Source organism: Streptomyces sp. NPDC000404 (genome assembly GCF_040300365.1).
Lineage (GTDB): Bacteria > Actinomycetota > Actinomycetes > Streptomycetales > Streptomycetaceae > Streptomyces > Streptomyces ramulosus.
The window spans coordinates 120,347-142,766 of sequence record NZ_JBEPDN010000002.1 but is presented as its reverse complement, the minus strand read 5'-3'; the positions used below and the strand labels follow the sequence as shown (position 1 = coordinate 142,766).

Sequence of the window (22,420 nt, the reverse complement as noted above, 5' to 3'; positions counted from 1 at the left end):
GCCTGCCAACTCGCCGACGGGCGGGGCCTTCCGCCGTCACTCCGTCTGAGTGAGCACTGAACGGGGGGTTGGCGCATGACCTTAATGAAGTTCGTACGATTAGATCAATTGTTTGGATGGAAAGTCCCCTTTTCGGGGATCGCGGGCGGGAGGCGGCTGCGTGCGATCGGGTCCGTGAGGTGTGTGCCGTCCTGGGCGGCCGTACGTCGTACCTCAACCGGGCGGAATCCGGGCGGCGTTTGAACCTCGGGCTGGGCAGGAAGACCCCGAAGTCCGCGAACGGCGGCGACATCGGTGGCTGGGACGGCGACCTGATGGCCTTCTGGGCCGACCGATGCAACTCCGAGCAGCGGTACGCGGACCCGCCGAAGTTCGCTCGCAACGCCCTCATCGCACTCGACGGAACCCTCTCGGTCGCCCAGGCGTATCTCTCACCGTCGGTGGTGCGGGCTCGGCCGTGGCCGCCCGGTGCGCTCGCGTCCCACGGCAAGCGCGAAAGGGGCGCCTGACGGGAATTCTCCCTGGCCAGACGCCTCCTTGTCCGTGTTTGGAAGAACCCCAGCTTCTTGGGCGAGTACGACACGAGAAGGTTCTTGGTCTGCAGGTGGTACTCCGCTCACACACCTGGCCAGCAAAAACGCTAGGAGGTGAGGCAGGGCGCCTGTTTCGGGAGCGGCCTCTGTGGGTGCTGGTGAGCGTCGCGTTCTGCGGTGGCATGCCACCAACGAGGTGGGGACGCACCGGTGACGTCGGCGGTGGGTTGGTCGGGGTGAAGTCCAAGCCGTCGAAGCGCGCTCGCGTGGATGCTGACATCGAACCAGCCGTGCCGGTGTCCGTCAGCGCCGATGCCGCAGGCCGTATTCGATCGGATCTCGTCCGGGGCGAAGGGCATCCAGTCGATGCCACGGTCTCGCAGTCAAGCGCGGGCAGCGGCCATCGGGTGGAGGCGGCCCGGCAGGATTTCGTAGGCTGCGATGGTGATCCAGTCGGTGCTCGGCGCGTCCATGGTGCCCATGGTGCCGGGCGGTCGAGCAGGTGTCATGGCCCTTCGCTGAGTACGGCGACGAGGACCTCAACGAGTACTGTCCCGGGCAACCACCACCGCGACCGCAAGGAGAACCGGTGACCGGCCGCATACCCCGCACCCGGGACATCGAAGCCCGGCAGGTAGCAGACGCCTGGGCCCGCATCGAAACCTGGATCGCCCGGCATGCCCCGCGCACCCGCACCCTGCTCCTCGGCGGCGCCTCCCGGGATACCGTCACCGCTCTGCAGAGGCAGACCGGTGCCCGCATACCCTCCTCCCTCAGCGCCCTGTGGGCCCGCTGCGCGGGAACCCGGGCAGACCGGCACTCCACCTTCCTCATGGGAGGCCACGCCCTGATGCGCCTGGAGACGGTTGCCACGAAGTACGGCCAGGAGATGGAGTTTCAGCGCCGTTACACCGACTCCGCCGTCACCTGGCGCGCGGCCTGGATCCCCGTCTTCTCCTTCTCGGCCGACGATCAGACCTCCGGCCTTTACCTGGACGCCGAATCCGGAAGACTGTGCCGCTGGACCCGCTACGCGCAGCACCACCCCGAAGTCGCATACGAGTCGCTGACCGAATTCCTTGAGGAGATGGCCGATTCTCTCGAAAACCCCGGTCTGGCGACCTCTGACGAGCCCGGACTCGTCGAAGGCGCCCTTGTGTGGGGCAGCAGGATCCACCCTGACGACGTGCACCTCTGGACCCGCCTGACGGCCTGAATGCACCGCTCGGCGTCTTCCGCCCCGAGGAGCGCCTTGTGTACGGCTTCGTCGGGACCGCCGAGAACCGGTTTTCTCCATCCGGACCACCCGTCGGGACCCGGTGGCCGGCTCCGGACCCGGTGTTGGGGCTTCACCGGCCCGGCTCACTTCAGCCAAGCTTTCCGCGCCGCCTATGGCATGTCACCGCGCTATGGCGTGTCGCCGCGGGAGTGGCGCAGTGCGATGAAGACGCCGAGAATTCCGGAAACCTCTCATTGCTATCTTTTCAGGTACGCATTTCCGTCGACCGGGCCTCCGGGCCTCCGGGCCGGCCTGGCTTCGGCTTCGGGTGTGACGGGGCGCGGGTCGGTCACGCATCGATGCGTGGCGCTGTCACCTGTGGAGCTGCCCTTCGCCCGGCCGTTGGCATTGCCTCTCGCGCATCCGGGGGCACAGGGATGGCGACCCGATGAATTGCCGCGGACGATGGTGCTCGAAACCTCGGCGCGGCGGCAGGCATCCCGATTCCGTGCTGCACACGTGCTGGGCACGACCGGCGGCCTCAGGAGGTGACCGCGTGCAAACTCCGCCCGGGAACGACTCGCCCGCGCCCGTCAAAACGCGGGGGCCCTCGCTGGGAACCTGGCAGTCGCGGGTGGCCCTGGCAGTGATCGTGCTGGTCCTTCTCACGACCACACTGCTGCTGTCCCGGTTCGGCCTGGAGGACTTCGTCCACGATCTGACCTTTGCCGGTCGCATCACCGGCGCCGTTCTTCTCGTGGTCTCGTTCACCACGCTCGTGGGCGCCGCCGCGGTCCTGGACCACTGGATCCGGCAGACCTTTCCCTACTCCGGTCTGGTGGCGCTGATCGGCACGTTCGCGGCCTTGCTGACCAACGCCATGCTCCTGGTGCAGACGGTCAAGAACGGCGATTCCGCTGCCTACCCGGCGTTGTTCGGCGCGCTCACGGTGGGTTCGGCGTACGGCGTCTTCGCGGTGTGGCGGACGTCGGTGGTGATCCCCGCTCCGAAACGGGTGGCCGCCGCGCTGAGCGTCTCCTCGGTCATCGCGATCGCCAACTTCGGCTACCAGGACCTCTACCAGCCGTTCCAGCGGCAAACCAGGCCGCTCATCACCTTGTCCATGGGGAAAGCGGTACTGAGCAAGGACCACAAAGCATTCGCCGTACCGGTCGACATCACCCTCCAGAACAACAGCGATGTGGGATTCTATGTGCTCGGCACCGAATTCCACGTCATGGGGAAAAAGGTTCCGCTGAGCCCGAAGGACCGGCTCCGCCGGCAGTGGCGAACCGATGCCGAGCAGTGGCGCAAGTCCTCGGAAGTGAACCCGCTCTCCCGTCGGGAGATTCATCAGCCCGGCCAGTTGGTCGAGGCGAAACCATGGATGCCTTATGGGCAATGGGTCGAGTCGAAAGACACCTTCGCCACGCAAGTGGTGGTGCAGCTTCCCAAGGACACGCCGTACGACCAGGTGGCGTTCTACGCCACCGCGAGCCTCGCGCGCAAGGATCGGCTGGTGCTGCAGCCACCGCTCGACTTCGTGGCGTACTCCTGGGGTAAGGAGAACGTCCCCGGATGGGTGAAGGAGCAACAAAAGGCCGGTCTGGATTCTCTCATCTACCGTGCCAGGGTGCACGAGAACAATGCGATCGACGAACGCACAAGGGATCCGCGATATGTCACCGTCTACTGGCGGTTCGGCACGCACGGCGCGAGCGTGCAGACATCCATCGGGCGGAAAGGAGAGGAAGACCGCATCGCCACCCCTGCGCAGGCACGCGAACTGGTGGGCCGGTACGGACTCGTCGACCTGTTCACCGGTCCGGTCGAGCGGACCCTGTGGGACATCAAGAGCCGGCGGTGACGGGCGCTGCCGCGTCGGGCGCGCCGGAACGCCGGTCCAGCCGCTCCAGCCAGGCCACCAGGGCGAGCGATCTGTTCATACGATCCCAGGAGTACGAGTCCCCCAGGCCGAGCCGGGCCTCCCGTACGGCTCGGCAGAGCATCTCGACGTCGAACATCTCCGTGATCAGCGGATGGCGGGCGGAGCGGCACAGGGCGATGAGCGCGTCCCCGTGTCTTTGCAGGCCTTGGGAGTAAAGGTCGTTGAAGGGCACCTTGACCGTCCTTTCGCGGATCGCGGCCGGGAGCAGATCCGCCACGGCCGCACGGAGAACGGCCTTCGGACGGCCCGGCCGGAACGTGACCGCGGCGGGCAGGCGGCGCATCGTGGCGACGACCTCCGGGTCGAGGAAGGGGTGCGTCAGGAAGAACCCGTCCCGTGGTGCCCGCTGCCAGGACAGCAGGTCGGGAGCGGCAACGTAGTTGGCGGCGTCGTAGAGCGACCGTTCCGGCGCGCGCCCGAACACGAACCGGCTCTCCGCGATCCCCGCCTCGCGATAGCCGTGCGCGCGTGCGAACCCACGGCGCAGCCATCTGGGGCGGTTGAAGGTGCCGAGACCGCCGAGAACGGTTCCGCCGTGGAGGAGCGCGGCGAACCGTTCGGTTGCCAGCGGAAGAGCCGGCTGCAGCACGTAGGTGCGGACGATGTCCCGCACGCCCTGCTCGCTTCCCGCGGCCCAGGCGCGTGCCTGCTCGGTCATCTGCCGTAGCTGCCCCGTGCGGGCCAGTCTGTACAGGTGGAACGGGTTGGCGTCCGCGATCGGATCGGCCCCGCAGCCGGTCAGGAGCGTGTCGCAGCCCAGTTCCGCGGCCGCCGCGTGCAGCCTGGCCCAGAACGGGGCGCGGAAGGCGTGCGCATGGGGCTCGTCGGCGTCTCCCGCGTGGTGCGGGAAGTCGTCGAAGTCGGCCACCTCGTCGGCATCGACGATCACAGGGCGGGCCGCGGGTGCGTGGCGGCAGATCTCCTCCAACGCGGCATCGAGGTACGACCGCTCCGCGGCCAGCTCCCCGCGGGAGAACCGCCCGGCGAGCAGGACCAGGCCTTCCCCGGCGCTGCCCCGTTCCGCGGCCGGCGCGCGTGCGGCGAGCAGCGCGATGCCGGTGGAGTCGGTGCCGCCCGAGACATGGCATGCCGTCGTCGTGCCCATGCGGCGTCCGACGGCGTCCTCCAGCGCGAGACGCAATTCCTGTGCGGCCGCATCGAGGCCGCAGCCGCCTGCGGCCGGATCGGGCGGGACGGTGACCTGATGGGCGCGTCGCTGCGTACGACTGCGCAACTGCCCGGTGAGGGACAGCTCGACCACCTCGCCACCGAGGACGCGGTGCACCCCGGCGAAAGGGGTGAGGTCCGAGTGCGGTTGCGCCAGATTCCCGGTGAGGTAGCGGCAGAAGTAGCGGGGGTCCAGTTCCGTGACGCTCCCCAGACTGCGGACCGAGGTGCTCACGGCGTTGACGCGGCCACCGGACTCCTGGAAGAACAGCGGGATACGGGCCTGCTCGTCGCGTAGCAGAAGGATGCGGTCGCGAGAGACCAGAACGGCGGCGTAATCGCCGGCCGGGAGAGGTGAGGCGGTTCCCCGCCCGGCGGAGTCGAGGAGACCGCGCGCGCCCGCCGCCCGGTCCCGGGCCGAGCCGACCCAGCCGACGACGGCCGCGGCGCCGCACCGCGTGGAGACGGGCGTCACGAGTCCCTGACGCGTCATGGCGGCGCTGGTCCACAGCCGCGGTGCGCCCCCGACCCATTCGAGGCGGAGCGCATCCATGTCACTGCGCTCCACAGCCGATCGAAAGCACCGGCGTGAACGCGTGCCCCCCGCGGGGCCGCGTCGGGGATGCACAGCCCGCCCGACGCCGTCCAGGCGTGCAGCGCGAACGGGTGTTCCCGCACGCCCACGTGGAGTACGGCCTTCAGACCACGCCGCCGCAGCAGCACGAAGGCCGTCACCGCCTCGGACGTGCAGTCGCCGTTGACGAACCAGCTTCCGCTGCTGTGTGAGTGCACCGCTCGCTTCAGCCGCCCGACCTCCGCCACGGAGGGGCGGTCCGCACGGGCGTAATGCGGGACGGCCAAGGGCAGCAGCCGCAGGACGCGCCCGAATCCCAGGGCCCGGATCAGCAGGTGCACTCCCTTCAGCCGCAGCCCGACGCCGACGTCCGTATATTTTTTCCGGCGGCCCGTGGTGCACCCGGCATGCGTGAGCGAGCTGACGATTTCGGCGCGTTCCGCAGGGGTTCCGGAGGTGAGTTTCCGGACTTCCGCCGTCGCCAATCCCAGGAAACGCGTCCGTTTCCAGTCCGCGATCAGCACCCCGTCGGACATCCGGGTGATGCGGCAGTGCGGTGCGAGGACGCTTTCCATGGCCGCCAGGGCATCACGCTCCTCTGCCACCGCATATCCTCCGCTGTTCCACCGTGAACGGCTTCAGGACTGATATCCATGGCCGTCGTAAAGCCCGCCACTGAAGCCGCGGATCAGACGGCCTTTGCCGAGAAGGACGAGCCGAGGCGGCTTACGGCGCCGCAGCAGTCGGAGAAACATTGCTTACCTCCTGAACCGGCAGGGCATCAATTTCAGGCTACTCTCCGCCGAATGCCCCGCAACCGGGCTGCTGCGCCACCGTGCACCGCTTCCACCGCGTCCCCGGCGCGCGAGGCGGAAGCCCGGCGGGCGGCGGTTTCTACGCCCCTTCCCGAAGCACCCGGTCGACCAGTTCGTTCTGGGCCTCGCTGAGGTGCGGATCGGCGAATTCGACGGTGCGGTCGTCCACGGTCACGGTGTACCGGAAGCCGTCCGGCACACCGGGGGCGGGCCCGGCCCGGCTGCCGGCGAGGGCGGCGCGCGCGAGGCGTTCCCATTCGGCCGCGTCAGGCCGGCCGGAGGTGTCCAGCTCGGCCTGACGCGACAGCCCGGCCAGGCCGCCGCTCCTGGTCACCCGGATCCGCATGGCACCTGCGCGACCGGACGGCTCAGGGACCGGGGCGAGAGCTGATCAGCCATTGCTGTTCCCGTTCACACCCACCTCGGACCATGCCTTGAGCACCGCCTCGTACTCGTTTCCCTTGCCGTAGCGCTTTGCCGCGGCGGCGAGCGTCGCACGGGCGAATTCCTGGAAGGTGGCATGTGGATCCAGCTCGCCCGAGGTGAGCGTGTCGTACCAGATCTGGCCGGCCTTCTCCCAGGCGAAGCCGCCGATGCCGATCGCCGCAAGGTAGAAGGCGTGATTGGGGATGCCCGAGTTCGTGTGGACGCCGCCGTCATCCTGGCTCGTCTCGACGAATGCGGCCATGGTGGCCGGCTGCGGGTCCTTGCCGCCCAGCCGGCGGTCGTTGAAGGCCGTGCCCGGAGCCTTCATCGACCGCAGCGCCTGCGCCTGCACCGTGGGGGTGAAAATACCGGCGCCGATCAGCCAGTCCGCCTGTTCGGCGGTCTGACGCCGGGCGAACTGCTTGGCCAGCGAGCCGAATACGTCGGAGATCGACTCGTTGAGGGCGCCCGACTGGTCCTGGTACGCGAGACCCGCCGTGAATTGCGTGACCGCGTGCGTCATTTCGTGGGCGGGAATGTCGACGGACACGGTGAAATCGTTGAAGACGTGACCGTCGCCGTCGCCGAAGACCATGCGTTCGCCGTCCCAGAACGCGTTGTTGTAACCGCGGCGGTAGTGGACGCTGGCGTTCAGCGGCATGTTGTTGCCGTCGACCGAATACCGGCCGTACGCCTCCTTGTAGAGGGCGAAGGTGAGGCCGAGGGCGTCGTAGGCACGGTTGACGCTGCCGTCCGCGACCGGGTCGGCCCCGTCGGGCCTGACCACATCACCGGGCAGCCCGAGGCCGTGGTGGGCGTCGTAGAGCGTCCGCTCCAGGTGGGGTTCGGTTGCCGGTGCGGCCGGTGCCATGAGGCTGGGCGATTCGGCGCGGTAGGCCCGGAACGCGGCCTCGGAGTCGGCTTCGAGGGTGGCCCGGGCGGGCTCGCTCACCTTGGGGTCGTCCGACTCGGCGAGTCCTTCGAGAACGAACGGCGGCACGATGGTGCAGAAGCAGTTGCCCGCTTTCGGCGCTCGGCGTTTCCCGTCATGGGGGAGGGGCGTATTCATGTGGCAGAGGTCCCCGCCGTCGGCGGTGAGGCCGATGCGCCGGTCTGCACATCACCCCGGTGGCCTGCCCGAGCGGGCGGAATGGAGCAGCGCAGCCGTGGCGCCGGTCCATTCTGCATCAACCGGGCCGACGGCGATGACGCAGCTCGCGTGCCCCCGCTGCCGCCGACCGGTGGACGATGCCCTCATGCGGGGCGAGCCCCGCGAACCTGCTTCGGCGGATCAGTGGGGAACGCATCACCGACGGTATTTTGCGTATCACGCCGGGCGAAATGTGTATGTCGGCCCGCTGGGCGGATGAGTGGCCTGCGAGCAGTCTTCCGGCCTGCCTCAGCAGTGGCTGGGCCACGTCCACCGTAAGAGAATTGGAGTAAATGCTGCACGTGCCCATCTGGGCTTGATGGGGGCAGGAGGACGGTTCGCCATGCCCGATATTTGGATGCCTCAGGCCATCAATGCAGATGTCGGTGACCATGCGCCTTGTGACGCGGCGTTCCCGGCGAAAGCGATCGCACACATCACGGCGGACCGCGTCGCCAGTGCGGCGGCTCCACAGGACTTGGTGCCCTTCGCCAATCTGAAGCGCTTCTTCACGGACGGCGGGTCGGGGATGGCCCCGCATCTCCTGTGGGACCCCTTCGCCGGCGTCTTCGCTCAATTCTTCCCTGCCACGTCCCGGAGCAAGGCCCTCCGTGATCTGCCCGGCGGTACCCGCACCAATCGTGCGGGCAAGGTCGTCATTCAGATCGAGGCGCTGTTCTTCCCGCACTGCCGTGTCGGCGGAAAGGTGTACGCCAATCTGGCCGATACGCCGTGCAAGGGGTGGAAAGAACTCAACGCGTGGGTTCTCTCCTGGGGTGTGCCGAACAATTGGCCCATGGGGCGGCCCACCGATTTCACTCCGCATCGCTCCGAGACCATGTGGGAGACCGAGGGCGGCTGGTACGCGCACGCCCACGTGCCCGAGAACGACCATGTCGATCCCGGCTCATGGCCGCTCTTCGTGGCGCAGCCGCAGGCCACCGAGCCGTTCCCCGGCCCGGCGTTCTTCCATACCGGTCACAAGTCGCCGGTCATCGCGGCCATGCACAGCCGGCTCGTCGCCGAGGGATGCAATCGGTACCCGCCCGGCGACAAGGCCGACGTATGGGAATCGGGCGACGTGAAATCCTACGCCGCCTGGCAGGAAAAGATCGGCCTCTCGGGCAGCGATGCCGACGGGGTTCCGGGAGAGTCCAGCTGGAACAGGCTCCGCGTGCCTCACCCCGCATGACGCGATGACGGGCACCGGCGACACCGCCGGGGCCGGCCTGCCGCGACGCCCCCGGCACCTCTGCGCACACCAGTCGCGTGAGGTCGGCCGGTGCCTGGTCGTCGTGGATACCGGTGGTGTGCGCTGTGGCCGGGACCGCCCCCGCAAAGGTTTCCAGGGGTAGGAGGCAAGGGTGGTTTTCCTTTCCCACGTCCGTTTCGGCAGAAGCGGTGACGACGTGAAAACCGTGCAAAGGGCCTTGATGGCTGCGGGATTCAATCTTCCGGCAGGAGTCACGGGAGTTTATGACGGGCAGACCAGATCCGCATACGCCGCCTGGCAGAGGTCGCTGGGCCTGACCGGCCCAGCTGCCGACGGATTTCCCGGCTGCTCTTCCTTGACGAAGCTCGGCCATAAATCGGGGTTTGCGGTGGATTGCCGGCATCCGGGCGCCATTCCGGCGAGTTCGGTCCGGTTCACGAAAAACTCCGGTATTCTCCATGGCAAGGATACGGCGAGAGGATTCGCGGAACGCGTGTGCACCCTGACCGGCGCGCCGTCAGGCTGGGTCACCGGGGTCAGTAATGGCGCGAACCTGCTCACTCTTATGTTCCGGGAATCATCCTTCAACCCGAACGCGGTGAACCTGAGCGATGACAACGCGACGGGAGCCGTGCAGTCGGACGGAGCGCATTTCAACTGTTCGCGCGGTTATGCACAGGTGACTGCCGAGACATTTGCCGAGGACCATGAGAAAGGTACCTCCAACCTGATCTATGACCCGCTGGCGAACATCGCGGCGGCCGTCAACTACATCTGGCGCAGGTACGGAGATATCTCACGTGTTCAGCAGGCGAATCCGAACCTGCCGCCACACCCCTACTGAGGAGCGGACGCCGGTCCTTGCGTAGGGCAGATTTGCGGAAGGGCCGGTGAAACCGAATCGAGAAAATGGCATTACGGTATTTCATCGAATGCCGATTCGCCAAGGGCCCTTCCTGCCAGCTGAACGGCCTGCCGAGGAGGTCGCCATGACCAGCCCGGAACATGGACACCCGGAACACGAAGACTTTCCGTGGACCATCTCCGTGGCGGACCACCCACCGCGTACCGAGAGTCCGCAGTACCAGGCCAGTCGCAAGTTGATGGGCAAACTCGTCGGGACGACCGATGATTGGGCGTTCGCGCCCGGACCGTACCAGGACCATCACGGCGGGGGAGTGTGGGTCAAGGACAGCGACGGCTGGCTGTGCCTTTTCCTGCCGCTGGGAATCGAGTGGTCGGCGCAATTCTGCGCGGACCCCGCGAAGGTGGACCACGTCCGCCGCTGTGCCGCGCGGGTGGTCGGAGCGTTCCCGGACACCCTGCCCGGATATGCGAGCTTCGGCTACGACGACGGCCAACGGCTCCTGGACAACCCCATCGAGACGGCGGCTCAGGTGGCCGAGTGGACGGACTCGATTTTCAACGCCTCGGTGCCGCTGCCCGCCGGCACCCACTCAGGGGTGCTCCCGAAGTCCGCCGGGTACCACCACTACCCCAAGCCGATCGTGGACATCGACCACTTCCGGTACGACGACTTCACCCTGTTCGTGACGGACGACAGCGGCCGGCCGGCTGTGGTGGTGCCGGTTTCCCCGCGCGGCTCCGGCGACGGCCGGGTGCGCCTGCTCGCCGCCCATGCCCACTCGCCCTACGCGAAGCGCCTGACCAGCCCGGTCCGGGCGGAGCAAGCTGCCCGGGCGGTGGAAGCCCCGGCCCCCGGCGAGGAGAAGAACGTGCTCCCCGCCGACGACCCGCTGGCCCGGCAGGCGTTCAGAAAGCAGAGCTGACAGCGAGCCCACCGCTGTGGGTGCCGAACCCGGCACCTGCGGGGTCGGAGGCCGGTCGTCGGCGGAGCCGGTGGCAGGCCCCTCGGGCAGGGCAGCCCGGGGTGCCCCCGTCGGGAACACGGCATGCGTCGTGATCAGGGAAAACGAGGTCCGGAACCACGGCCCGGCACGGGGCGGCACGCTCTCCGGCGCCTCGGGAGAGGCCCCGGAGCGCGGTCCGCACCGTCCAGGGGCACCGCACCGGACCGCCGTTGCCGTGAGCGGGCGGGATACGGCCTGATTCCTTCTGGACCGAACACCGGCAACTTTGACACCCTCGCCCGGACTTGATCAGTGAGGTTCGGGGGAATTGTGGTCGGTCATGTGCGTTTCCCTGCCCAGGGCAGAGGGCGGAGAAGAGGCGCTGGATTTTCGCGGCCTGTCGCGGCCGGTCCGGTGTCACGGGATGCGTGGCCGGGCCTGCTCGTGGCGCCGCCCGGTGCACGGCTGGTCCTCGGCCTGCCGGCGCTCGTCGACCGAGGGGGCGGGATCCGTTGACGTCCCGCGCCCGTGGGCCATGGGACGAGACCGCGGTCGAACTCCGTCCCTCGAACGTGCCGGTCGCGGAGCAGCTGGAACGGCTGCGGCGGTGGCGTGAGCTGACGTCCCGTGCCCGGGTGCCGGCCCGCGGCACCGGTACCTGCCCTGTCGGCCACCGCGCTTCGATCATGATGATGGACCTGGGACAGGTGCGGGTGACCGCGCCGGAGTTCCCCTGGGCACGGTTCGTGCGCACGCGGGGAATGATCCAGCGCTCCGATCCGCAGATGCTGGAGCTGGGACTGGTCGTGAGCGGGTCGGTGGAGGTCCAGCAGGCGCGCGACACGGCGTCGCTGGGGCCCGGTGACCTGGGGCTGTGGGACAGTTCGCGACCGTTCGAGGCCATGGCGCTCGGCGCGAACGGCCCGGTGCGGATGGTGATCGCGGGGCTGCCACGGCGCGCGGTCCCGGTATCGGAGCGGGCGCTGCGCGGCCTGGTGGCGCGGGGGCTGCCCTCGCACACCGGTGTGGGGGCGGTGCTGGGCGGGGTCCTGCACGGGCTCGTCGAGCAGGCGGCGACGCTCCCCGGATCGCAGGTGGGCAGGCTGGGTGCGGCGGTCGTCGACCTCGCCTCGGCCTTTCTGGCGGGCCTGGCCGGCACCGAGGGCCTGTCGTCCGCCACGACGCGGCAGACGGTGCTGCTCAGCGAGGTCAGGTCCTTCATCCAGCAGCGCCTCGGTGAGCCTCAGCTGTCGCCCACGGTGATCGCCGAGGCCCACCACATCTCGGTGCGTTCCCTGCACCTGCTGTTCCAGCGGGATCACGAGTCCGTCGGCGCGTTCATCCGCGAGCAGCGCCTGCGACGCTGCCGGGCCGATCTGGCCGACCCCCTGCTCGACGCGCTGAGCGCCGGTGAGATCGGAGCGCGCTGGGGCTTCACGGCCCCGGCCGTCTTCAGCCGGGCGTTCAAGGCGCGGTACGGGCTGCCTCCGGGTGAGTACCGTCGGCGCCGCCCGTCCCCGTAGCTGTGGAGCGTGCCGGGCCGTTCCGCGGTGACCGGCCCCCGGGCGGGCCGTGTGCACTGATCGTCAAAGGAGTGTGCGCCGGCGGTCAAAGACGTGCCGGCGGTGAGTTGGCAGGGTGTGTACGCGTGATCCTCCGACAGATCCGGTACCGGGTCTGCGGCATTGCTTTCCTGGATTCACGAGTACTGATCCGTCGTCCTCGTTCCTGCGTATCCGGGTGAAGGAAGCGGGGGAGTCGCTGACTGAAGGGAATTGCCGGTGAACAAGGCCCAGGTGTTGGAGCACTTCAAGGTCACCGATGACGTTCTGGACCGGGCGCTGGTGCACCGTCTCGATGAGGACGGCTTTTTCGTTCTCCCTGAATTCTTCGATCCGCAGCAGGTGCAGGCGTTCCGGGAGCGCTTCGTGGAGTTGGTGGAGGAGGATCCCGAGCGGTGCGGTGAACACGAGCCGGGCTCGGTCATCGTTCCCGACCTGGTCAATTCCGGTGAGATGTTCGACGTGCTCTACACCCATCCCTTGTTGCTGGCAGCGGTGAGCCATGTCCTGCCGGGGGACATCACCCTGGGAATCCTGAGCGGTCGTGATCCCAGGCCCGGTCACGGGCACCAGGTCCTGCACGCGGACTGGCGGGAGGAGGTTCCCGAACCGGGGAACTGGCAGGGGCTCAACTCGATTTTCCTTCTGGACGACTTCACGGACGACAACGGCGCCACGCGTGTGGTCCCCGGTTCGCACCGGTGGGGAAAGGCACCGGCCGAGGTGATGCGCGACCCCGCCGAATCCCATCCTCAGGAGCAGCTGATCGTGGCACCGGCCGGATCGCTGCTCGTCTTCAACGTGCATCTGTGGCACGGCGGCACAATGAACCGCAGCGGCCGGCCCCGGCGTTCGCTGTTCGCCTTTTACACGACTCCGGCCAACGCGGAAAAGCGGAAGGTCACCCAGGCCGAGATGCTGCTCCCCCGGACACGGGCCCGGCTCGGCCCCGAGGCCCTCCACCTCCTCGGCGCCTGACCGGGTGACGCCGACGGCGGCGGCCGCGTGCGTCAACCATTCGTCCATTCGTCTGACGGCCGTCCTCGCCGTACCTCCGCATTCCCATCACCGCACCGGCCCGCCACGTGGCCACCGCGCCCCGTGTCACAGAAAGACGCTGCGCCCGTGACAAATATCGACCTGGGAAATCTTTCGGCGGCCGAGAAGCGCGCGCTGCTGGCCGAGCGCCTACGGAACCGGAAGAAGAATCCGCGGACGTTCCCCATGTCGTTCCCACAGCAGAGCCTGTGGTTTCTTGAACGGTTGGCACCAGGGAACGCCGCCTACAACATCCCGGGCGCATTCCGCGTCAAGGGGCCACTGAACGTGGAGAACTGGCGACGTGCCTGCAACGAGGTGGTGCGCCGCCATGAGTCCTTGCGCACCACTTTTACGGAATCCGGCGGAGAGCCGGTGCAGATCGTCGCGGAATCCGGCTCGGTGGAGTTCGACGTCCTCGAATGCGGACGGCTGCACGGCCCGCAGGGCGAAGCCGAGTTACGGGAACTCGCCCGTGCCGAGTTCAGCCGCCCGTTCGACCTGGCGGCCGGACCGTTGTGGCGGGTGAAGTTCCTGCGGCTGGGCCAGGACGAACACCTTCTCCTGCTGACGCTGCATCATCTCGCCGGTGATCTGTGGTCGGCTTCCGTCGCCTTCGAAGAACTCGTGACCCTGTACGGGGCGTACTGCGCCGGTGCGGAGCCGGAGTTGCCCGAACTGCCCGTCCAGTACGCGGACTACGCGGTGTGGCAGCGCCGGCAGCTCGGCGGGGACGCCCTGGCGGCGGGCCTGGAGTACTGGAAGCGGGCGCTGGACGGCGCCCCGCCGGCCCTGGAACTGCCCACGGACCGGGTCCGCCCTGCCGTGCAGGGGATGCGGGGGGCGTCGTGCCCCTTCGAGCTGCCCGCCTCGGTGACGGACGGACTGCGGGCGTTGAGCAAGCAGGAGGGCACGACCCCGTTCGTGACGATGCTCGCCGCCTTCCAGGTGCTGCTGCACCGGTACAGCCGCGCGGAGGACATCGTCGTCGGCGTTCCGGTCGCCAACCGGGGCCGGCCCGAGACCCAGCGGCTGATCGGCATGTTCGCGAACACGCTGGCCCTGCGGACCGACCTGTCCGGCGCCCCGGCGTTCCGGGAGCTGCTGGCACGGGTGCGTGAGACGTCCCTGGGTGCGTTCGCCCACCAGGACGTGCCGTTCGAGCGACTGGTGGAGGAGCTGCGACCGCAACGGGACCTGTCACGGTCGCCGGTCTTCCAGGTCTCCTTTCTCTACCAGAACATCGCGCTGCCCGGCTTCGACGGGGTGGGGCTGCGCATGGAGCCCTTCGCCGTGGAGAGCAGCACCTCCCGCTTCGATCTGTCACTGGAGGTCTTCGAGGGACCCGACGGGCTGCGCGGCTCGCTGGAGTACGACAGTGACCTGTTCGACAGGGCCACCGTGGAACAGCTGTCGCGGCATCTGCGGACCCTGGTGGAGAGCCTGGTCGCCGACCCGGACCGGTCCATCGCCTCGGTGCCGCTGCTCACCCCGCAGGAGGAGCGCCGGCTGCTGGAGGCGTGGAATCCCGCACCCCGGCGGTGGCCCGGACCCGTCCTCGCCCACCGGCGCTTCGAACGGCAGGCCGCCCGGTCTCCGGAGGCCGAGGCCCTGCGCTGTGCGGACGGCGCTCTCAGCTACCGCCGACTCGACGAGCGTGCCAACCGGTTGGCGCGGCGCCTCAAGCGTCTCGGGGTCGGCCGGGACGTGCTGGTGGGCATCTTCCTGGAGCGCACCACGGAGATGGTGGTGGGGCTCCTGGCCGTGCTGAAGGCCGGCGGTGCTTACCTTCCGCTGGATCCGGGCCTGCCGCGGGAGCGTGTCACGCACATGCTGGCGGACTCCGGCCTGTCGGTGCTGCTGACCCGGCGCCCGGTCCTGGACGGTCTGCCGGTGCCCGACGCGCAGGTGCTCTGCCTGGACGAGATCGGCGGGGAGTTGGACGGTGAGCCGGCCGACGCCCTCGGCGAGCCCGTGGCGGAGGAGGACCTGGCGTACGTCATCTACACGTCGGGCTCGACCGGGCGTCCGAAGGGCGTGCAGATCTCGCACGGTGCCCTGGGAAACTTCCTGCTGTCCATGGAGGAGCGGCCCGGCATCGGTGCCGACGACACCCTGCTCGCCGTGACGACGCCGGCGTTCGACATCGCGGTCCTCGAACTTCTGCTGCCCCTGATGGCCGGGGCGCGCGTCGTACTCGCCGACCGGGAGACCGCCGCCGACGGCCGGCGGCTGGTCCGTGCCCTGGCGGAGTCCGGCGCCACGGTCATGCAGGCGACGCCCTCCACCTGGCGCATGGTGCTCGACGCCGGCTGGGAGGGCGCGAGGGGCTTTCGCGCCCTCGCCGGGGGAGAGGCGCTGCCGGCGGAGCTGGCGCGGCAGCTGCTGAGCGTGGGCGTGCACCTGTGGAACATGTACGGTCCCACCGAGACCACCGTCTGGTCCTCGGTCAACGAGGTCACCGGGACCGACACCGCCGGCGATGCCCCTCACGGCCCGGTCACGCTCGGCGAGCCCGTCGCCAACACCGAGCTGCACGTGCTTGACGCCGAAGGCCGCCTGGCTCCCCTCGGCGTGCCCGGCGAGCTGTGCATCGGCGGTGCCGGTCTGGCCCGCGGTTATCTGGGCAACCGTGCGCTCACCGCGGAACGCTTCATCGCCCACCCGTTCGGATCCGTTCTCGGCGACCGGCTGTACCGGACGGGTGACCTGGTGCGTCGCCGGGCCGACGGCCGGCTGGAGTTCCTCGGCCGGCTGGACCACCAGGTGAAGCTGCGCGGCCACCGGATCGAGCTCGGTGAGATCGAGTCGGCCCTCACGCGGCAGCCCGGTGTCAAGGACGCCGTGGTGACGGTGCGTGAGCACGCTCCGGGCGACCAGCGGCTGGTGGCCTATGTGGTGGCCGGGCAGGACGGCGTCCACGAGGACGGCCAGGCCCCGTCGGAGGGGCCCGACGAGTGGCGCGACGTCTGGGACGCCGCGTACGCGCAGGCCGCCGGGGACGTCGACCCGGCCCTCGACACCCGCGGCTGGCAGAGCAGTTACACCGGAGCGTCCCTCCCCGCGCAGGAGATGCGTGCCTGGGCCGACCGGACCGCGGAGCTGGTCCTCGGCCTCCGGCCGCGGTCCGTGCTCGACATCGGCTGCGGAACGGGGATGCTGCTGCACCGCGTCACCCCGCACTGTGAGCGGTACTGGGGCACCGACATCTCGCCGGTCGCCCTGGACGGGCTGCGCCGGCGGACGGCCGGCCCCGGCGGGCTCCCCGGACGGGTCGAGCTCTTCGAATGCGCCGCCGACCGGCTTGAGCAGCTGCCGGACGGGCTGTTCGACGTCGTGGTCCTCAACTCGGTGGTGCAGTACTTCCCGGACGAGCGCTATCTGCTGCGCGTGCTGGAGAGCGCCGTGCGGCGGGTCGCGCCCGGCGGCACGCTGCTGGTGGGCGACGTGCGCAGCCTGCCGTTGCTCGAAGCCTTCCACGCCTCGGTGCAGATCTCGCGCGCCGAGGAGGAACTGTCCGCCGACCGGTTGCGCGAGCGCATCCGCCGCGGCGTCGACGACGAACGCGAACTGGTCGTGGACCCCGCGCTGTTCACCGCGCTCGCCACGCGGTCGGCCAAGATCAGCGATGTCGTGGTCCTGCCCAAACGCGGCGGCTTCGCCAACGAGATGACCCGCTTCCGCTATGACGTCCTGCTGACCGTCGGGGGCCGGGCCACGGACCGGAGCGCGTACGCATGGCGGGAGTGGCGTGCGGAGAACCTGACGGTCGGGTCGCTCCGCGCCCTGCTGGCCGGGAGCGGCCCCCACGTGCTGGCCCTGCGCGAGGTGCCGAACAAGCGGCTGCGGCCGCTGACCGCACTGCTGCGGCGGCTGCGGGAGAGCGGGCCACCACCGGTGCGGGAGCTGCGGCGGGAGCTCGGTGACACCCCGGTCGCGGACGCCGCGGACCCGGAGGAGCTGTGGCTGCTGGCGAGGGAGAGCGGCTACCGGATCGACTTCGACTGGTCGCGGCACGGCCCGGACGGCTCCTTCGACGTGATCCTGCGCCGCCACGACGCCGGCACCACGCCCGCGCCCGCGGCCCCGCGCACCGCCCCGCCGCGGCCCGATGCCGGGCCCCGGCCCTGGCACACCTATGTCAACGGGGCGCGGCGCCGTCGCGAGCGGCGGCTGACGGCCGTGCTGCGCGAGGCACTCGGCCGGACCCTGCCCGGCTACATGGTTCCGTCCACGTACGTCCTTCTCGACGCGTTGCCGCTGACGCCCAGCGGCAAGATCGACCGCAAGGCCCTGACGGCACCGGACACCGGCCCCACCGAGCGGAGTTCGGCGTACCGCGCCCCGCGTGACGCGGTCGAGGAGACGCTGTGCGGGCTGTTCTCCCAGACCCTCGGGGTGCCCGAGGTGGGGGCCGACGACGACTTCTTCGACCTGGGCGGTCACTCGCTGCTGGCGACCCGGCTGGTCTCCCGGGTGCGGGCCGCGTTCGGTGCCGAGGTACAGGTCCGCGCCGTGTTCGAGGCCCCCACTCCCGCCGCCCTGGCCCACCGGGTGCGGCAGGACGCGGCGGGCCGCCCCCCGCTGCGTCCGGCCGGTCGCCCCGCGGCGTTGCCGCTGTCCTTCGCCCAGCGCCGCCTGTGGTTCCTGCACCGGGCCGAGGGCCCGTCCGCCACCTACAACATTCCCGTGGCGCTGCGCCTGACCGGCGCACTGGACACCGCCGCTCTGCGGAACGCGCTGGCCGACCTGGTCGCCCGCCACGAGTCCCTGCGGACCCTCTTCCCCGACGCCGCAGGAGTACCGCGCCAGCACATCCTGGCGCCGGAGGACGCCCGCCCGGACCTGATCGTGACCGCCCTGTCCGCGGGCGGGCTCGGGCAGGCGACGGCGAACGCCGCCCGGTACGCATTCGATCTGGCGCGGGAGATCCCCCTGCACGCCCGGTTGTTCACGCTGGGGCCGCAGGACCATGTGCTGATGCTGGTGGTGCACCACATCGCCGCGGACGGCTGGTCACTGACGCTGCTGGGCAAGGACCTGGCCACCGCCTACACCGCGCGCCGCACGGGCCTGGCTCCCCGGTGGACGCCGCTGCCGGTGCAGTACGCCGACTACACCCTGTGGCAGCAGGGGCTGCTCGGTGAGCGGGACGCCCCGGACAGCCTGCTGTCCGGCCAGCTCGCGTACTGGAGCCGGGCGCTGGAGGGGCTGCCGGAACACATCGCCCTGCCCGTCGACCGCCCGTACCCGCCCCAGGCGTCCCACCAAGGCGGGAACGCGTCCTTCGCCTGGGACGCCGCGCTGCACCGGAGGCTGGTGCGGCTGGCCCACGCCTGTGGGGCCAGCCCGTTCATGGTGGTGCAGGCGGCGCTGGCGGCTCTGCTCTCCCGTCTCGGCGCCGGTGACGACATCCCCGTGGGTGTCACCGTCGCCGGCCGCACCGACCAGGCCACCGAGGACCTGGTCGGATTCTTCGTCAACACGTTGGTCCTGCGGGTGGACACCTCGGGGAACCCCACCTTCCGCGACGTGCTCTCCCGGGTGAAGGAACGGAGTCTGGACGCCTACGCCCACCAGGACATCCCCTTCGAGTACCTCGTCGAGGCCCTCCGTCCCGCCCGTTCGCTCGCCCACCATCCGCTCTTCCAGGTTCTGCTCGCCTGGCAGCCCCCGCTGTCCGTGCCGGAGCTGCCCGGAGTGGGCAGCGAGGCGCTGCCCGTGGCCACCGGCACCGCACGGCTGGACCTGTCCCTGTCGCTGACCGAGCGGCACGGCCCGGACGGGCTGCCGGCGGGCGTCGACGGCACGGCCGAGTACCGCACCGACCTCTTCGACCCGTGGTCCGTCGAGGCCCTGCTGCGTCGTCTGGAGCACCTGCTGCGGGCGGTGACGGCCGACCCCGACCGACCCGTCGGGGGCATCGACCTGCTCACCCCGGCCGAACGCCGTCATCTGCTGACCGGGGTCAACGACACCGGCCGGGAGATCCCGCGGGGCACCCTGCCGCAGCTGTTCGCGGCGCAGGCCGCACGTGTCCCGGACCGCACCGCCGTCAGCTGCGGCGATGAACGGCTCACCTACGCCGAACTGGACGCGGCGGCCGACCGGCTGGCGTGGCGCCTGCGGGAGCTGGGGGTCACTCCGGGGGGATCGGTGGCCCTGCTGCTGGAGCGGTCGGTGAACCTCGTGGTGGCGATCTTGGCCGTGGTCAAGGCGGGCGGTGTGTACGTTCCGCTGGACGCCAGGTCCCCGGCCTCCCGGATGCGTCTGGTCCTCGGCCGGACGCGGGCGTCGGTCCTGCTGGTGGACCGGTCGGCGCCGCCGCACCCCCGCGGCGAAGGGCTGCGGATCATCGACGTGGAGGCCGCGTCCGCCGGAGCGGAGGACCGCGGCGCCCCGCCCCTGGCCCTCTCCGCCGATCAGCCGGCCTATGTGATGTACACCTCCGGCTCCACCGGGACACCGAAGGGGGTCGAGGTCACTCACCGCAACGTGGTGAGCCTGGCCTTTGACCGGTGCTGGCGGGAGGGCGACCACTCCAGGGTGCTGCTGCACTCCCCGGCGGCGTTCGACGCCGCCACCTACGAGTTGTGGGTGCCGCTGCTGTCCGGCGGTCAGGTGGTCGTGGTCCCGCCCGGCGATCCGGATCCGAACGTGCTGGAGCGGACCATCACCGAACACGGCGCCACGGCGGCGTGGTTCACCACCGCGCTGTTCAACCTGATCGTCGAGCAGCGACCCGGCGCGCTGGCCGGGCTGCGGGAGGTGTGGACCGGCGGTGAAGCGGTCTCCCCCGCCGCCTTCGACCGCTTCCTGGCCGCCTGCCCCGGCACGCGGCTGACCAACGGCTACGGCCCGACGGAGAACACGACCTTCGCCACGTACCACCACGTCACCGGGCCGGTCCGCGGCGCGGTGCCGATCGGCCGGCCGATGGACAACACCCAGGTCTACGTTCTCGACGGTGCGGGTGCGCTCGTGCCGCCCGGTGTTCCCGGCGAACTGCACCTCGCCGGGGCGGGCCTGGCCCGCGGCTACCTGGGGCGGCCGGACCTGACCGAGGAGCGGTTCGTCCCCAACCCCTTCGGGCCCGCGGGCACACGGATGTACCGCACCGGCGACCTGGTGCGCCAACGACCGGACGGGACACTGGAGTTCCTCGGACGTACCGACGGCCAGATCAAGATCCGCGGATTCCGTATCGAGCCCGGTGAGATCGAGGCCACGCTGCTGGCCCATCCCCGGATCGCCCAGGCCGCGGTGGTGCTGCGCGAGGACCGCCCCGGCGACAGACGCCTGGTCGGCTATGTCGCCCCGGCCGGTCCGGCCGGAATCGACCCCGGCGAGGCACGGGCGTTCACGGCCGAACGGCTGCCCTCGTACATGGTGCCCGCCACGATCGTGGTCCTGCCGGAGCTGCCGCTCACCGCGAACGGCAAGACCGACCGGGACCGGCTTCCCGCCCCCGCGGTTCCGGACGCCGCTGCCGCGCGCGGACCGCGCGACGAGCGGGACAAGACCGTGTGCGCCGTCTTCGCCGACGTACTGGGGCTGCCCGCGGTCGGCATCGACGACGACTTCTTCGCGTTGGGCGGGCATTCGCTGCTGGCCGTCAGGCTCACCGAGCGGCTCCGCGCCGCACTGGGCGTCGAGCTGTCGGTACGGGAGGTGTTCACGGCCCGGTCGGTCGCCGCGCTGGTTGACGCCGCCGCGGGCCGGGGCGTCGACGGCGAGGTGGACCTCGTCGCGGAGGCGCGGCTGGACCCCGCGATCCGGCCTTCCGTGCCGTCCCGCGGCCGGCCGGCCGCGGAGCCCGAGTGCATCCTGCTCACGGGGGCGACCGGTTTCCTGGGGGCGTTCCTCGCCGCGGAGATCGTACGGGCCTTTCCGCGGGCCCGGTTGGTGTGCCCGGTGCGGGCGGCGCACGCGGCCGAGGCCCTCTCACGCGTCGAACGCAACCTGCGTCGCTACCGGATCGGACACGAGCCCCTCCTGGAGCGGATCGTCGCGGTCCCCGGCGATCTGCGGCTCCCTCGGCTCGGCCTGGCGGACGGCCCCTTCGCCGACCTTGCCGCACGGGTCGACCTGATCTTCCACAACGGTGCCCGCGTCGACCTCGTCGACCCGTACGCGCGGCTGCGGGACGCCAATGTGCTCGGTACCCAGGAGGTGCTGCGGCTGGCGGCGGGCCGGGCGGTCCCGGTGCACTTCGTCTCGACCAACAGCGTTCTGCTCGCCTCCCGGGGCAACCCGGAGGTCCTGCGGGAGGACCGGCGGGTGCCGGCGGAGAGCGTGCTGCCCAACGGGTACGTCCGGACCAAGTGGGTGGGGGAGGAACTGCTGCGCGAGGCGCGGCGGCGCGGTGTGCCGGCGGTGATCCACCGGCCGGGCCGCATCACCGGGGACACGCGCAGCGGGGCGGGCTCGGCGGACGACGCGTTGTGGATCTTGCTGCGGGCCTGCGTCGAGCTGGGGGCGGCTCCGGACGGCGCGGGCCCGCTCGGGGAGGAGGACCTGGTGCCGGTCGATTACGTCGCCCGGGCGATGGTGCACCTGGCGCGCCACGCGGAACCGGACGGCTCCGCCTACAGCTTGAGCGCCCCGGAACCGACTCCGGTGGCCGCGGTCTTGGAGCGCATCCGGGCGGCGGGCCATCCGCTGGAGCGTCTGCCGGCCCAGGAGTGGGCCGAGCGGGCGGCCGACCGGGCGCGTACGGCGGCCGAGGGCAGCGTCCTGCCGTCCGCGGCGGTCCTGCTCGCGCACCGCAAGGACGCGGCCGCCGGGGTCCGCTACGACCGCGCCAACGCAGCGCGCGCCCTGGCCGGTTCGGGAATCGAATGCCCCCCGATGGGGGCGGAGGTGCTGGACGGCTATGTGCGGTTCTTCGCCGAGACAGGTTTGTGGAAAACGACGACGGAAGAGGGCTGCCGTGAAGGTGATCGACCTGCAGCACATTGATTC

At 70.3% G+C, this 22,420-nt stretch carries 14 protein-coding genes; 9 read left to right on the top strand and 5 right to left on the bottom strand.

The window, feature by feature from the left end:
• Window positions 1-179 precede the first annotated feature (179 nt).
• Window positions 180-509: a hypothetical protein gene (locus tag ABT345_RS03760; RefSeq protein WP_345081370.1), complete on the top strand. Its 330-nt coding sequence runs from the start codon at window positions 180-182 to the stop codon at window positions 507-509.
• Window positions 510-916: 407 nt separating this feature from the next.
• Here the strand turns inward: ABT345_RS03760 and ABT345_RS03750 are convergent, their stop codons facing one another.
• Window positions 917-1,042, bottom strand: a complete 126-nt coding sequence (locus ABT345_RS03750; RefSeq protein WP_345081364.1) for a hypothetical protein — start codon at window positions 1,040-1,042, stop codon at window positions 917-919.
• An 80-nt stretch (window positions 1,043-1,122) separates the two neighbouring features.
• On the opposite strand from ABT345_RS03750, the gene ABT345_RS03745 reads away from it, so the two are divergent.
• Both ABT345_RS03745 and ABT345_RS03735 read left to right on the top strand, forming a co-directional pair.
• Window positions 1,123-1,749 (top strand): SMI1/KNR4 family protein, encoded by a 627-nt coding sequence (locus ABT345_RS03745; protein ID WP_345081361.1) that lies wholly within the window; start codon window positions 1,123-1,125, stop codon window positions 1,747-1,749.
• A gap of 649 nt (window positions 1,750-2,398) precedes the next feature.
• Complete coding sequence (locus ABT345_RS03735; protein ID WP_345081358.1) at window positions 2,399-3,619, top strand: hypothetical protein; 1,221 nt, start codon at window positions 2,399-2,401, stop codon at window positions 3,617-3,619.
• Here ABT345_RS03735 and ABT345_RS03730 read toward each other — a convergent pair.
• From ABT345_RS03730 to ABT345_RS03715, 4 genes are all read right to left on the bottom strand, one after another.
• Window positions 3,603-5,420, bottom strand: coding sequence for an asparagine synthase-related protein (locus ABT345_RS03730; protein WP_345081355.1), 1,818 nt, complete (start codon window positions 5,418-5,420; stop codon window positions 3,603-3,605). The genes ABT345_RS03735 and ABT345_RS03730 overlap by 17 nt on opposite strands.
• Entirely contained in the window at window positions 5,357-6,046 is a 690-nt protein-coding gene (locus ABT345_RS03725) for a lasso peptide biosynthesis B2 protein (RefSeq protein ID WP_345081352.1), read from the bottom strand. Before ABT345_RS03725 ends, ABT345_RS03730 begins: the two co-directional genes overlap by 64 nt.
• Window positions 6,047-6,335: 289 nt before the next feature.
• On the bottom strand, window positions 6,336-6,602 hold the full coding sequence (locus ABT345_RS03720; RefSeq protein WP_345081349.1) for a protealysin inhibitor emfourin: 267 nt from the start codon (window positions 6,600-6,602) through the stop codon (window positions 6,336-6,338).
• A gap of 45 nt (window positions 6,603-6,647) precedes the next feature.
• A complete protein-coding gene (locus ABT345_RS03715) occupies window positions 6,648-7,751 on the bottom strand; it encodes a M4 family metallopeptidase (protein ID WP_345081346.1) in 1,104 nt (367 codons plus the stop codon).
• A 424-nt stretch (window positions 7,752-8,175) separates the two neighbouring features.
• Between ABT345_RS03715 and ABT345_RS03710 the strand changes: the two genes are divergently transcribed.
• The 6 genes from ABT345_RS03710 to ABT345_RS03685 all read left to right on the top strand — a co-directional run bounded on the left by ABT345_RS03710 (window position 8,176) and on the right by ABT345_RS03685 (window position 22,417).
• Entirely contained in the window at window positions 8,176-9,024 is an 849-nt protein-coding gene (locus ABT345_RS03710; protein ID WP_345081344.1) for a peptidoglycan-binding protein, read from the top strand.
• A gap of 172 nt (window positions 9,025-9,196) precedes the next feature.
• Entirely contained in the window at window positions 9,197-9,889 is a 693-nt protein-coding gene (locus ABT345_RS03705; RefSeq protein WP_345081341.1) for a transglycosylase SLT domain-containing protein, read from the top strand.
• A gap of 145 nt (window positions 9,890-10,034) precedes the next feature.
• Window positions 10,035-10,835, top strand: a complete 801-nt coding sequence (locus ABT345_RS03700) for a DUF6424 family protein (RefSeq protein WP_345081337.1) — start codon at window positions 10,035-10,037, stop codon at window positions 10,833-10,835.
• Window positions 10,836-11,368: 533 nt separating this feature from the next.
• A complete protein-coding gene (locus ABT345_RS03695; RefSeq protein WP_345081334.1) occupies window positions 11,369-12,379 on the top strand; it encodes a helix-turn-helix domain-containing protein in 1,011 nt (336 codons plus the stop codon).
• A gap of 258 nt (window positions 12,380-12,637) precedes the next feature.
• Entirely contained in the window at window positions 12,638-13,396 is a 759-nt protein-coding gene (locus ABT345_RS03690; RefSeq protein WP_345081331.1) for a phytanoyl-CoA dioxygenase family protein, read from the top strand.
• 147 nt (window positions 13,397-13,543) lie between these two features.
• Window positions 13,544-22,417 carry a non-ribosomal peptide synthetase gene (locus ABT345_RS03685; protein ID WP_345081328.1) on the top strand — a complete coding sequence of 2,958 codons (8,874 nt, stop codon included), beginning with the start codon at window positions 13,544-13,546 and terminating at the stop codon, window positions 22,415-22,417.
• Window positions 22,418-22,420 lie beyond the last annotated feature (3 nt).